This window comes from Thiomicrorhabdus sp. Kp2, assembly GCF_000478585.1.
GTDB lineage: Bacteria > Pseudomonadota > Gammaproteobacteria > Thiomicrospirales > Thiomicrospiraceae > Thiomicrorhabdus.
Window position 1 is genome coordinate 2,522,621 of record NZ_ARWI01000001.1, and the last position, 12,036, is coordinate 2,534,656.

At 40.1% G+C, this 12,036-nt stretch carries 14 protein-coding genes and 1 tRNA gene; 11 read left to right on the forward strand and 4 right to left on the reverse strand.

Annotation, left to right across the window (positions count from 1 at the left end):
• Positions 1 to 2: 2 nt before the first annotated feature.
• The 9 genes from nuoH (at position 3) to A379_RS11430 (ending at position 8,169) form a co-directional block, all read left to right on the forward strand.
• Positions 3 to 1,064, forward strand: coding sequence for an NADH-quinone oxidoreductase subunit NuoH (gene nuoH / locus A379_RS11390; RefSeq protein WP_040728193.1), 1,062 nt, complete (start codon positions 3 to 5; stop codon positions 1,062 to 1,064).
• Positions 1,065 to 1,075: 11 nt separating this feature from the next.
• Entirely contained in the window at positions 1,076 to 1,567 is a 492-nt protein-coding gene (gene nuoI, locus A379_RS11395; RefSeq protein ID WP_040728195.1) for an NADH-quinone oxidoreductase subunit NuoI, read from the forward strand.
• A gap of 17 nt (positions 1,568 to 1,584) precedes the next feature.
• Positions 1,585 to 2,226 (forward strand): NADH-quinone oxidoreductase subunit J, encoded by a 642-nt coding sequence (locus A379_RS11400; protein ID WP_040728197.1) that lies wholly within the window; start codon positions 1,585 to 1,587, stop codon positions 2,224 to 2,226.
• The gene (nuoK, locus tag A379_RS11405; RefSeq protein ID WP_029407865.1) at positions 2,223 to 2,528 is read left to right on the forward strand and encodes an NADH-quinone oxidoreductase subunit NuoK; all 306 of its coding nucleotides are present in this window, start codon (positions 2,223 to 2,225) and stop codon (positions 2,526 to 2,528) included. The genes A379_RS11400 and nuoK overlap by 4 nt, the downstream gene beginning before the upstream one ends.
• A 6-nt stretch (positions 2,529 to 2,534) precedes the next feature.
• Positions 2,535 to 4,508, forward strand: coding sequence for an NADH-quinone oxidoreductase subunit L (gene nuoL, locus A379_RS11410; RefSeq protein ID WP_040728200.1), 1,974 nt, complete (start codon positions 2,535 to 2,537; stop codon positions 4,506 to 4,508).
• 31 nt (positions 4,509 to 4,539) lie between these two features.
• Positions 4,540 to 6,054: an NADH-quinone oxidoreductase subunit M gene (locus A379_RS11415; RefSeq protein WP_040728202.1), complete on the forward strand. Its 1,515-nt coding sequence runs from the start codon at positions 4,540 to 4,542 to the stop codon at positions 6,052 to 6,054.
• Between the two features lie 23 nt (positions 6,055 to 6,077).
• The gene (gene nuoN / locus A379_RS11420; protein WP_040728203.1) at positions 6,078 to 7,523 is read left to right on the forward strand and encodes an NADH-quinone oxidoreductase subunit NuoN; all 1,446 of its coding nucleotides are present in this window, start codon (positions 6,078 to 6,080) and stop codon (positions 7,521 to 7,523) included.
• A gap of 59 nt (positions 7,524 to 7,582) precedes the next feature.
• On the forward strand, positions 7,583 to 7,903 hold the full coding sequence (locus A379_RS11425; RefSeq protein WP_040728205.1) for a DUF2818 family protein: 321 nt from the start codon (positions 7,583 to 7,585) through the stop codon (positions 7,901 to 7,903).
• A gap of 189 nt (positions 7,904 to 8,092) precedes the next feature.
• Positions 8,093 to 8,169, forward strand: a tRNA-Met gene (locus A379_RS11430).
• Between the two features lie 225 nt (positions 8,170 to 8,394).
• Here the strand turns inward: A379_RS11430 and A379_RS11435 are convergent.
• Positions 8,395 to 9,189: a DNA adenine methylase gene (locus A379_RS11435; protein WP_040728207.1), complete on the reverse strand. Its 795-nt coding sequence runs from the start codon at positions 9,187 to 9,189 to the stop codon at positions 8,395 to 8,397.
• A gap of 458 nt (positions 9,190 to 9,647) precedes the next feature.
• Between A379_RS11435 and A379_RS11440 the strand changes: the two genes are divergently transcribed.
• Both A379_RS11440 and A379_RS13080 read left to right on the forward strand, forming a co-directional pair.
• The gene (locus A379_RS11440) at positions 9,648 to 10,049 is read left to right on the forward strand and encodes a hypothetical protein (RefSeq protein ID WP_040728209.1); all 402 of its coding nucleotides are present in this window, start codon (positions 9,648 to 9,650) and stop codon (positions 10,047 to 10,049) included.
• Positions 10,050 to 10,060: 11 nt separating this feature from the next.
• Positions 10,061 to 10,246 (forward strand): hypothetical protein, encoded by a 186-nt coding sequence (locus A379_RS13080; RefSeq protein ID WP_040728210.1) that lies wholly within the window; start codon positions 10,061 to 10,063, stop codon positions 10,244 to 10,246.
• Here A379_RS13080 and A379_RS13285 read toward each other — a convergent pair.
• The 3 genes from A379_RS13285 to A379_RS11455 are packed head-to-tail and all read right to left on the reverse strand — an operon-like array spanning position 10,196 to position 12,036.
• Positions 10,196 to 10,612: a DUF1353 domain-containing protein gene (locus tag A379_RS13285; RefSeq protein ID WP_198525679.1), complete on the reverse strand. Its 417-nt coding sequence runs from the start codon at positions 10,610 to 10,612 to the stop codon at positions 10,196 to 10,198. The two genes, A379_RS13080 and A379_RS13285, sit on opposite strands and share 51 nt — an antisense overlap.
• Complete coding sequence (locus A379_RS12855; RefSeq protein WP_051145185.1) at positions 10,599 to 11,102, reverse strand: tail fiber assembly protein; 504 nt, start codon at positions 11,100 to 11,102, stop codon at positions 10,599 to 10,601. The genes A379_RS13285 and A379_RS12855 overlap by 14 nt, the downstream gene beginning before the upstream one ends.
• Positions 11,103 to 11,115: 13 nt before the next feature.
• The gene (locus A379_RS11455; protein WP_040728211.1) at positions 11,116 to 12,036 is read right to left on the reverse strand and encodes a phage tail protein; all 921 of its coding nucleotides are present in this window, start codon (positions 12,034 to 12,036) and stop codon (positions 11,116 to 11,118) included.

Here is a 12,036-nt window from a genome sequence, read left to right on the forward strand (position 1 = left end):
AGATGTTTGATACACTTCAAGCCTTTTTATCAGGCTTTTTATTTGATTGGTTAGCAATCGTTATTACCCTTGTTTTACAAGCTGTAGCTGTTGTTCTTCCTATTATGTTAGTGGTTGCGTGGTTAACTTACGCTGAGCGTAAGGTAATTGGTTTTATGCAGGTTCGTATGGGGCCAAACCGAGTTGGACCTCTTGGTTTACTTCAGCCAATAGCTGATGCATTAAAACTAATGACTAAAGAGGTTATCTTTCCTGCACAATCTAACAAGTACCTATTTATTATTGCGCCTGTCCTTGCTTTAGCACCTGCTGTTACAGCTTGGGCTGTTATCCCATTCTCTGAAGGTATGGTTGTAGCCGATATTAATGCGGGTGTTTTATATGTATTGGCTGTGTCATCAATTTTGGTGTACGGGATTATCATTGCGGGTTGGGCTTCTAACTCTAAGTATGCATTCCTTGGAGCCTTACGTGGTTCTGCTCAGAAAATTTCATATGAAATCGCAATGGGTTTCGCTTTGGTTACGGTATTGATGATTGCGGGCAGTATGAACTTAACTGAAATTGTAAATGGTCAAAAAGGCGGAGTATTGCATTGGTACCTATTACCACTGCTACCTATGTTCTTTGTTTACTTTATTTCTGGTTTAGCAGAGACAAACCGTACACCATTCGATGTTATCGAGGGTGAAGCTGAAATCGTTGCTGGTTTTCACGTAGATTACTCTGGTATGACGTTTGGTGTATTCATGCTGGCTGAATACGCCATGATGATTTTGATCTCTTTCATGACATCAATCATGTTCCTTGGTGGTTGGTTATCACCGTTTGAAGGTGTTCCTGTTTTGGAACCATTATTTGCATGGGTTCCACAACTAGGTTGGTTAGCATTTAAAGTATCATTCTTATTGTTTGTGTTCTTATGGTTACGTGCCACATTCCCACGTTACCGTTATGACCAATTAATGCGTTTAGGATGGAAAGTATTAATCCCAGTTACGATTGTTTGGGTATTCGTTGTAGGTGCAATGCAATACTTCAGCTTTGGTCCTTGGTTTAATTAATAGAGGCTGACATGGGTAAATTTTTAAAACATCAAATTAAAACCTGGGGTCTTACTGAGCTATTTAAAGGGCTTTCAGTCACAGGTAAATATTTCTTCAAAAGAAAGATAACCGTTCGTTATCCAGAAGAAAAAACTCCACTTTCACCACGTTTTAGAGGGCACCATGCTTTACGCCGTTATGAAAATGGTGAAGAGCGCTGTATCGCTTGTAAATTATGTGAAGCAGTTTGTCCTGCTAACGCAATTACGATTGAATCAGAAGAGCGCGATGATGGTTCACGTCGTACAACACAATATGATATTGATATGTTCAAGTGTATCTACTGTGGTTTCTGTGAAGAAGCTTGTCCAGTAGATGCGATTGTCGAAACGCGTGTATTCGAATATGAATTTCACGAGCGTGGTCCTCATATCCGTACTAAAGAAGATTTGTTAGCTTTTGGTGACAAACATGAAGAGCAAATCGCTGCAGACCGTGCAGTTGATGCTAAGTATCGTTAATAGGAAAGTAGATAGTTATGACATTTGAACAATTTATATTTTATCTCCTTGCTACGATTGCTACCGTTGCAGGTTTGATGATGATCTCTGTTAAAAACCCTGTTAAGGCGGCTCTTTGGTTAGTTCTTGCTTTCGTTTCAACAGCAGGTATTTGGATTATGGCTCAGGCTGAGTTCCTAGGCCTGGTACTGATTTTAGTTTACGTTGGTGCCGTAATGGTACTGTTCTTATTTGTCGTCATGATGTTAGACATCAATATGGCGATTTTGAAAGAAGGTTTTACTAAATACCTACCTTTAGGTGCGATGGCTGCGGCTGCCATTTTTGCCATGATGTATATGGTGTTAGGACCTGAACATTTTGGTTTAGAAGTAACGGGTGCACCAGTAACCCATGCAGCAGACTTCAGTAATACTGAAGCGATTGCCATTCCTCTATACACTACACACGCTTATGCCTTTGTATTAGCAGCGGTACTTCTTTTATTAGGTATTGTTGCGGCTATCGCGTTGACGTTACGTCGTCGTCCTACAACAGAAGTGTTATATCAAGATGTTGATAAACAAAACAAAACGTTAGCAGCAGAACGTTTCCGTATGGTTAAGATGGAAACGGTTATTGAAAAAAATGTTGTTTCTAAAGAGGAGGATGACAAATGATCGCTTTATCTGATTACCTAATCTTTGGTGCAGTTCTTTTCATGATTAGTATGGCGGGTATTTTCTTAAATAGAAAAAATGTCATTGTTTTATTAATGGCAATTGAGTTATTACTCCTTGCTGTTAACACGAACCTAGTTGCGTTCTCACATTACTTAAACGATGTGACTGGACAAATCTTCGTATTCTTTATCCTAACCGTTGCTGCAGCTGAAGCAGCAATTGGTTTGGCTATTATCGTATTAGTATTCCGTAATCGTAAGAGCATCAACGTTGATGATCTTGGATCACTGAAGGGGTAGTTGTTGATGTTGCATACAATTCTTACTGTTATTTTAGTTGCTCCTTTAGTTGGTTCTATTATCGCTGGTTTGTTTGGTAGACAAGTAGGCCGTAAAGGTGCACATTATTCAACAATTGCGGGTGTGGCTATTTCTACAGTTTTAGCTGCTTATGTATTTGTAGAGTTCGTTCTTAATGGAGCTGAGGCTTACAATGCCAGTTTATATACATGGTTAGTGAGTGATGGCATCAAGTTTGAACTTGGTTTCATGATTGATGAACTTTCAGCCACGATGATGTTGGTGGTGACGTTCGTATCTTTAATGGTTCACATCTATACCATCGGTTATATGGACCATGATGAAGATTACGGGCACGATAACCCTTACTATCAGCGTTTCTTCAGTTATATCTCTTTATTCACGTTCTCAATGCTTTCATTGGTTATGGCGAATAACTTCCTGCAGTTATTCTTCGGTTGGGAAGCTGTAGGTTTAGTCTCGTACCTATTGATTGGTTTCTACATGAAACGTGAGTCTGCGATTCAAGCAAACCTAAAAGCATTTTTGGTTAACCGTGTAGGTGATTTTGGATTTATCCTAGGTATCGCTGTGGTATTCGTGTATTTCAATACTATGGATTACAAAGAGTTCTTTGCTCAGCTTTCAACTCAAAAAGATGTGATGATAGAAATCATTCCAGGTGTGGAATGGTCAATGATTACTTTAATGCTTATTTTATTGTTCATTGGTGCAATGGGTAAATCTGCACAGATGCCTTTACATGTTTGGTTACCAGAATCCATGGAAGGTCCTACGCCAATTTCTGCATTAATTCACGCAGCGACAATGGTAACAGCGGGTATCTTTATGGTGGCTCGTCTTTCACCTGCATTTGAATTGTCTGAAGCCGCGTTGAGTTTTGTCTTGGTTATTGGTGCTTTAACGGCATTTATGATGGGGCTTCTTGGGCTTATTCAGAACGATATTAAGCGTGTTGTCGCTTACTCTACACTTTCACAGCTTGGTTATATGACTGCTGCTATGGGTGCTTCAGCTTATGCGGCAGGTATGTTCCATGTATTAACGCATGCATTCTTTAAAGCATTATTGTTCTTAGCGGCAGGTTCGGTCATTATTGCCATGCATCACATTCAAGACATCCGTCAAATGGGTGGTATGCGTAAGTACATGCCAATCACCTATGCCGCCATGTTAATTGGTTCATTGGCATTAATTGGTTTCCCTGGATTCTCTGGGTTCTTCTCTAAAGACTCAATTTTATTGTCATTAGATGCTTCTGAACGTTTTGGATCAACTTTCTCCTATGTTCTGTTAATGATGGGTGTGTTTATCACAGCATTCTATAGCTTCCGCATGTTCTTCTTGGTTTTCCATGGAGAAGAGAGTGATTACGTTAAAACACACGAGATTAAAGAGTCTCCATGGGTGGTAACGGTTCCATTAATTCTTTTATCAATCCCTGCTGTCGTAATGGGTATTCCAATGATAGAAGGTATGTTGAATGGTCAGTATTTTGGTCAGTCAATTTTCATCCTACCGGAGAATGATGTAATGATGTCTCTATTCAATACCTTCTACCACGGTGTGTTGGATATGATTGTGCACTCATTTATGACATTACCAGTATTCCTTGCTCTATCGGGTGTATTCTTAGCTTGGTTGCTGTATATCAAAATGCCAACTATTCCTGGTAAGTTAAAAAATATGTGTCCTCGTGGATACTACATGTTGGATAACGCTTATGGCTTCGATCGTTTAAATGAAATCATTTTTGTTGAAGGTGGTCAGAAATTAGGTAAATTCTTTACCCGTTCGATTGATGTTAAATTGATTGATACTGGTATGGTAACAAACACCTTTATGACCGTTGCTAACTCAGCTGCTGCATTACGTCAGTCTCAGACTGGGTTTATGTATCACTACGCGTTTGTAATGATTTTTGGTCTGCTAGCAATGCTAGTTTGGACTCTGTGGTAATTAAAAGAATAAGAAGAAGGGAATAGACTACATGCTATCAAGCTATCCTATTTTAAGCACACTAGTGTGGCTACCAATTATTGGTGGTTTACTAGTATTATTTGCTGGTCGTAATAACGATACAGTTGCAAAGTGGTTATCACTTGCTACGGCGGGCTTAACTTTTATTCTTTCGCTTCCTTTGTGGTTCAACTTTGATACCACTACGGCTGCTATGCAGTTCGAAGAGAAGGTTGAATGGATTCCAATGTTCAATATCTACTACCACTTGGCAGTAGATGGACTATCAATGCCTTTAGTCTTACTAACAACGTTTACACAAGTGTTAGTCATTGCTTCGGCATGGGATGTTATTAAAGAACGTGTTGAACAGTACATGGGTGCCTTCCTTATCATGGGCGGTATCATGGTTGGTGTTTTCGTCGCTTTAGATTCAATCCTTTTCTATATTTTCTGGGAAGCTCTTTTGATCCCAATGTTTATCGTAATCGGTAAATGGGGTGGGCCTCGTCGTGTTTATGCAACAATGAAGTTCTTCTTATATACCTTCTTCGGTTCGGTATTTATGTTGATTTCATTTATCTACATGTATTACCAATCAGGTAGCTTTAGTATTTTAGACTTCCAAACAATGCAGTTAGGTATGACTGTCCAGATTCTTATCTTCTTGGCGTTCTTAATTGCATTTGCAGTCAAGATTCCAATGTTCCCAGTACACACTTGGTTGCCTGATGCTCACGTTGAAGCACCAACAGCGGGATCTGTTGTACTAGCGGCAATCATGCTTAAGATGGGGGGCTATGGTTTTGTTCGTTTCAGTTTGCCAATCACTCCAGATGCATCCATGACATTAGATTGGTTAATCATCATCCTATCTCTCATCGCAATCGTGTATATCGGTGTGGTCGCGATGGTGCAAAGTGATATGAAGAAACTGGTTGCTTACTCTTCAATCTCACACATGGGGTTTGTTACTCTAGGTATGTTCTTGGTGTATGACATTATGCAAAACACTGGAAGCATTCAAGGGGCGCAAATTGGTATGGAAGGTGCCATGGTTCAGATGATCTCTCACGGATTTATCTCGGGTGCTATGTTCTTAGCCATTGGTGTGTTATATGACCGTATGCATACGCGTGAAATTTCAGCCTATGGTGGTGTTGTGAATAAAATGCCATGGTTTGTGTTCTTTGCAGTCCTATTTGCTATGGCCAACGTAGGTTTACCTGGAACTTCAGGGTTTGTAGGTGAATTTATGGTGATCATCAGCTCGTTCAAAGCTAACCTTTGGTACGGAACTTTAGCGGCATTAACCTTAGTCATCGGTGCGGCCTATACCTTATGGATGGTTAAGCGCGTATTCTTTGGTGCTGTCACAAATGAAAATGTCGAACAATTGTCCGATTTAAATAAACGTGAATTTGCCATAATGGCAATTCTAGCAGTAGCGGTTGTTGGCTTGGGTGTCTATCCTGCGCCTATTATGGAAGTGATGCACGCTTCTGTTGAGAACTTATTAGTTCAAGCAACAACGTCTAAACTTTAATCGGATATAGGTGAATTAATTATATGAATTTTGTTATTCCATCATTTGCACCAGCTATCCCAGAAATGGTGCTTTTAGGTCTCATTTCTTTTATTTTGGTAGCAGATACCTTTTGGTCAAAACGTTACCAATTTGCAACGTACTATGCGACTCAAATCTCTTTAGTTGTCGTAGGGTATTTTATTCTTACAAGTTTTGCTACAACACAAGTTATTACTTTTGATGGTAGTTTTGTACGTGATAGCTTTGCTGATGTACTCAAACTATTCACCATTTTAGTGAGTTTAGGTATTTTCCTTTTCTCTCGAGAATACCTGTTACAGCATAAATTCTTCACTGGAGAGTTCTTTATTTTAGGACTGTTTGGTGTTTTAGGTATGTTTGTAATGATCTCAGCTCATAACATGATTACCATGTTTATTGGTTTAGAGATTATGTCTTTAGCCATGTATGCCATGATTGCCCTTAGAAAAGATCACGGTCAAGGCCTAGAAGCAGCAATCAAATACTTTGTACTTGGTGCTTTAGCCACTGGTATGCTGTTATACGGGTTCTCAATGATTTATGGTGCAACGGGGTCAATTACATTCCCAGAAATGGCTAAAGTGATTGCCGAAGGTAATGTTGATAAAGTTGTACTATCATTTGGTGTGGTATTTGTAGTAATCGGTTTAGCCTTCAAGCTAGGGGCTGTGCCATTCCATATGTGGATGCCAGATGTCTATCAAGGCTCGCCTTCAGCTGTAACTTTATATTTAGGTACAGCACCTAAAATCGCTGGTTTTGCTATGCTTTATCGCTTACTTGAAGAAGCTTTACCAGGCCTGGTAGAAGACTGGCAGTCTCTGATTATCATGATATCTGTTCTATCAATGGTCGTAGGCTCACTAATTGCAATCGTTCAGGATAACTTAAAACGTATGCTTGCCTATTCAGGTATCGGTCATGTTGGTTTTATGTTGTTAGGTGTTATTGCAGCAACTCCAGAAGGTTATTCTGCAGCAATGTTCTATGTAATTGTTTATGCGATTACAGGTGTAGCTGGTTTCGGTATGATTGTCGCATTATCTAAGACTGGAAATGAATTTGATAAGATTTCTGATTTTATCGGTTTAAATGCACGTAATCCGTGGTTAGCATTTATGATGTTGATTGTCCTATTCTCTATGGCTGGTATTCCTCCATTTATTGGATTCTGGGCAAAAATCATCGTTATAGAAGAAGTAATCAAAGCAGGTTTTGTATGGATAGCAGTAGTCGGTGTTATCATGGCTGTAATCAGTGCCTTCTACTACTTGAAAGTGGTTAAAGCGATGTACTTTGACAAACCAGAAGATCAATCCAATATTGAAACAACCAGCTCAGGTTCAAATTGGGCCGTAAGTTTCTTTGCGCTTTCTTTATTAGTACTAGGTTTAGTACCGAGTTCTTTGATTGACTTGTGTTACAACAGTTTAAAAGTACTTTAAAAGTAATTTAAATTAACAAAAGCCCGTGAAGCGGGCTTTTTACGTTTTAGGATAAAATTATGGATATGAATCAAGCTGTATGGTTATTGGTGGCAACAGCCATTGTACTGGCGAACATCCCGTTTATATTATCAAATAGACTTTTTATCTTTATAAAAGTGCCAGAAAAGTCTATTTGGATTAACTTAACGGAATGGTTCTCATACTTTATTGTTACAGGCTTTTTTGCCTATCAATTAGAGAACAAAAGTATGGGACATGTTGCTGAGCAAACTTGGGAGTTTTATACAATCACACTCTTTATGTTTATGATTTTTGCTTTCCCTGGTTTTATATATCGTTATAACCTCAAGCAATTTATAAAAAAGAATAATGCGTAATTTAGCTTTATTCATACTTATAAAAGGGAGTTTTAAAAACTCCCTTTTTTGTTTTTAACCGTGCCAAAGTAGTGCTAAAAAAGGATATTAGAAAAAACTTAAATAAACTTGCCATTTAGGGTTGTAATATTTCTGTAACTCCCTATAATACGCCACATCGAAACGGAAACGTTACGGTCTACAAATTGTCGCGGGGTGGAGCAGCTTGGTAGCTCGTCGGGCTCATAACCCGAAGGTCGTTGGTTCAAATCCAGCCCCCGCTACCACATTCTAAAGCCAGATTATTCAAACACTTACGAGTGAATGAAGTCTGGCTTTTTTAATGTCTAAATTTTATTTATTTCTGACGATGATGGTTCCTTAATTCCTTTCTTGGTGTTCTATTGTGTAGCGCGCCATTTGGTTGGCTATTGTGCGACAGATGGTTTGCGAATCTTTTTTAGGTCTTAAACACTCTTTAAACTGCATTTAAAACCTAATTTAATAGAAAGTTATCCACAGGCCTGTTTTAGTTTATTGGCTACATTATCATTCCATATTAACAATTCTGTTGCCTGGCTACCGCCTCCACCTCCAACCGTATATTTAATGTCTTTTGTCTCCATGTGTAGACCTGCAAACAGCTCAATGATGTCTGGATGGGCGTTGATGCTGATTATGGCCATTCCTTTGCATTGGCGAACCATCTTATTCATGAGCTCGTAATGCTCCCAGGGAAATTCTGAGCTGTAGCCTTCGGTTTGCCAGTATGGTGGGTCTAAGTAGATGAGGGTGTGTTCTCGGTCGTACTTCTTGAATACTTTTTCCCATGATAAGTGCTCAATATGTGTCCTGGCTAATCTTAGGTGTGCCTGGCTCATATCCTCTTCAATTCGCATTAGGTTAAGCCTTGGTGGTGAGGTGGTTGCGGTACCGAAGGTTCTTCCTGTGACTTTTCCTCCAAAAGATAGTTTTTGGAGGTAGTAGAAACGTGCTGCACGTTGTATATCTGTTAAGGTTTCAGGCCTGGTCATGTTTTGCCATTCGTATATTTTTCGGCTACTTAAAGCCCATTTAAACTGTCTTAAAAACTCTTCTAAATGGTGTTGAATCACGCGGTACATATTGACCAGTTCACCATCGAAATCGTTGAGTACTTCGACTTTGCTTTCTTCTTTGGCAAAATAGAGTGCGCCTCCGCCAGCAAAGGCTTCGACATAGCATTTGTGTTCAGGGAATTTTGGTAGAATCCATTTTGATAGACGGCGTTTTCCGCCAATCCAAGGTATAACTGGGTGGTGTTTCATATGGTGCTCCTAGTGCATGAATGATACAATCCCCTGGCTTACGTAAGCTGGGGAGTCTTGGCTCACTCATGCTCTATGTAGCATGTGTGGGTGGCTCGTTGATTGTTGGTGCAATCGACGGGTCGCTCCTTTCCTTTCTGTTTATTATTTACAAACTCACCTTTCCTTTGGGTTTCAAGCCCATGATAAGTTTCAAACTATTTCTACGCTTTTGATATCTAGGTCTTAAAGAACGTTCCCTGGGCAGCCTATTAAAATGAGTACCAATACAATCACAACAATGTTTTTCATGACAATCTCCTTTTTATTTGTCATATCTATACCGCTGCATCAAGCATAAAAAAAACCATTCAGGTCTGATGCAAGTTTGTTTAAATAGTTACAACACGGTTAACCGTGCTTTAAAGACAGATTAACGGTTTATTAAAAAGTTTGAATTTCAAAGGTTTGAGAAGATTATGTATAGATTAGAAGATGATGTTTTAACAATAGAAATGGCTATTAGAGGACATGTAACAGATTTAAGAGAGCATGTTAAACAATCTATTTCCAATAGCATGGGTGATTTTATGCTTTATTGTGAACGCTTGGCGGATGACGGTATGGTAAATAAAACAGTTTCTATGGATGGTGCCGATATCTATGAATTAAATCTTGATGAAGACAGCATGGTAGGATCAATGGAGTTTAACTTTATTGTGGATTACTGGTCACCTTGTAAGGACATGAGAAGCATCGATTATGAATCTGCCGAGCGCAGTTTTGAATTTACCATCGATTTGACAAACAATACGATTCGATTTGAACCTATTAAGCTGCCACCAGCATGGCATCCAGATATTGCCATGGAAGATTATTAAGGAGCCTGACCATGAGAGAAAGTGATGGTTATATTTGCCCAAAATGTAAAAATAAATTGTCCTGGATAAGCAGTCCAATTTGTCCAAATGATACTTTATTACTCTGTGAAGAATGTGGCTTTGAAGAGTGCAAAGCTGAGATGGAATTAAACCTTAAACCGATTCCTGAAGAAGACGATTTTTCGCCAGGCATGTAAACTTAACTTTTTAGCTATACCGTACCCTCGCACAGCATAATACATAGCGTTGACTCGCCAGGGTTCTACGTTTAGAGCTATCAGACAGGTTTTGAAATGTTGATCGCAGGTTTTGCGGTCTAAGCCTTTTTGTAGATAGTAGTCGTGAACGAGTGTGGCTTTTAGGTAGCGGCCAATGGGTGGGAATATTGGCCAGAATATGCGTGGTACGGTTGCACCATCTGAAATGAAGCCTGCTGGTACGTGATGACCAGCACACTCTATGTTGTTTAAGAGTTGGTATTTTGGGCGTTGTAACCAATTATTTGGTAACAACACCTCAACTAAAATACCACTGTTTATTAATGTTTGATTAGAAGAAGGCACTGCGCTTAGTCCAAAACCATGCAGAGAATGGCAAGATAGTAGCTGGGGTTAATGGCAATTTAACCGTGGGGCTAATTTCTAGATTTGCACTTAACGCATCGTAATCAGCCTGCGTCATAGCACCCGTTGCTACCAAATCTTTAGCCGCATCAAATCCGTTTTTAATCTGCATTAGCCCATTGGCCACCTCGTTCGTGAAGGGTACCGTAATTCCCGTATCTGCATAAAGCTCGCCTGTTTGTTTGGCTAAGCGGTTATCTAAAATTGCTTGTTCTTCTGCAGATAGTGGTGGCAGATCCACCCAAAGAGGACGACCATCTACGTCAGCACCTAGTTTTTTGCCTTCTGGAGGTTGTTTTCGCCAATATGTGGCCTTTTCTAATTCCGTCAATTCAATGGCATCTGCTGGCCATGTGCCTACTGCTTTATAATCTGCTTGCATGGTTGAGGGGTAAAACCCGCCTGTTGTAGCGCTGAAAAATATTTTCATTTTTTAAATCCTTTTAATATCCGAATGCGATAACGTAGCCGTTTATAGCCACTGCCCCAGTGGAGTTACGCAAGGAAACATTCGCTGTTGTCGGCGCGCTCTCTATGGAAAGGTACGGGCTTGCACCGGCATTAAACATAAGGCCGGAAACATTAATGCAAGCAGTGGGGAACGATATTGGGTAAGTCCATACCTGTACGGCTGATGATGTAAAGGGGATAAATGACCACTGTATAATAAACCCGCCTAACCATGATGGAAATACAATATATCCTGGAAGTGCTTTTTGTATTAAAAATCCGAATCTCATTTTCTTAGGTGTTACTGCTACGGTATCATCTATACCAGCATCGGTTTGCGCTTGGGTGGCTATTTTCAGCATACCAATTACGGATTCGGTCGCCTGTTTTACCCATGCTTTGAGTTTTTTAGGCGTGACAAATTTAGTGTCGTCCGTGCCAGTATTGGTTTCTGTTTGTGTAGCCACTTTTGAAACACCGCTAACCGTCTCACTCGCTGGCGGGTTTGCGAAGTTTGTATCGCCAAAAGTCACGGTATTGGCATCGAGCGTGCCTAATACTACATCCAGCGCCATATTGAGTGATGACGCGGCGGCTTTTTGCATGATGTCTGCTGGTGCGGAATAGACGGCGAACAGCGTGCCTGAGTCGGTGAAAATCCCGAACTCTGAAAAGCTGTATTCTGCATTGGTTTCGTCGCGCACGGTGACGTGGATAGTGTCATCCGCCACGGCTAATCCGCTGATGGTGGTTAGGCGTTTAAATTCGGCTTGCAAAGCGGTTTGGGTTGGATTACTTGCGGCAATGCCTGTACCCAGCGCGACCTCGGTTAATGTGACAGGGCCTGTACCTGTGTTATCGGCATTGATAACTTCGGCACGGCCTGCGTCTGTGATTATTAAACTAATAGACAT

What these genes read in the sequence shown, in the direction of transcription:
- nuoN (WP_040728203.1), top strand. Translation starts at nt 6,078, where the DNA reads ATGAATTTTGTTATTCCATCATTTGCACCAGCTATCCCAGAAATGGTG.
- A379_RS12855 (WP_051145185.1), bottom strand. Translation starts at nt 11,102, where the DNA reads ATGAAAATATTTTTCAGCGCTACAACAGGCGGGTTTTACCCCTCAACC.
- A379_RS11435 (WP_040728207.1), bottom strand. Translation starts at nt 9,189, where the DNA reads ATGAAACACCACCCAGTTATACCTTGGATTGGCGGAAAACGCCGTCTA.
- A379_RS11415 (WP_040728202.1), top strand. Translation starts at nt 4,540, where the DNA reads ATGCTATCAAGCTATCCTATTTTAAGCACACTAGTGTGGCTACCAATT.
- nuoL (WP_040728200.1), top strand. Translation starts at nt 2,535, where the DNA reads ATGTTGCATACAATTCTTACTGTTATTTTAGTTGCTCCTTTAGTTGGT.
- A379_RS11440 (WP_040728209.1), top strand. Translation starts at nt 9,648, where the DNA reads ATGTATAGATTAGAAGATGATGTTTTAACAATAGAAATGGCTATTAGA.
- A379_RS11455 (WP_040728211.1), bottom strand. Translation starts at nt 12,036, where the DNA reads ATGTCTATTAGTTTAATAATCACAGACGCAGGCCGTGCCGAAGTTATC.
- nuoK (WP_029407865.1), top strand. Translation starts at nt 2,223, where the DNA reads ATGATCGCTTTATCTGATTACCTAATCTTTGGTGCAGTTCTTTTCATG.
- nuoI (WP_040728195.1), top strand. Translation starts at nt 1,076, where the DNA reads ATGGGTAAATTTTTAAAACATCAAATTAAAACCTGGGGTCTTACTGAG.
- A379_RS13080 (WP_040728210.1), top strand. Translation starts at nt 10,061, where the DNA reads ATGAGAGAAAGTGATGGTTATATTTGCCCAAAATGTAAAAATAAATTG.
- nuoH (WP_040728193.1), top strand. Translation starts at nt 3, where the DNA reads ATGTTTGATACACTTCAAGCCTTTTTATCAGGCTTTTTATTTGATTGG.
- A379_RS11400 (WP_040728197.1), top strand. Translation starts at nt 1,585, where the DNA reads ATGACATTTGAACAATTTATATTTTATCTCCTTGCTACGATTGCTACC.
- A379_RS11425 (WP_040728205.1), top strand. Translation starts at nt 7,583, where the DNA reads ATGGATATGAATCAAGCTGTATGGTTATTGGTGGCAACAGCCATTGTA.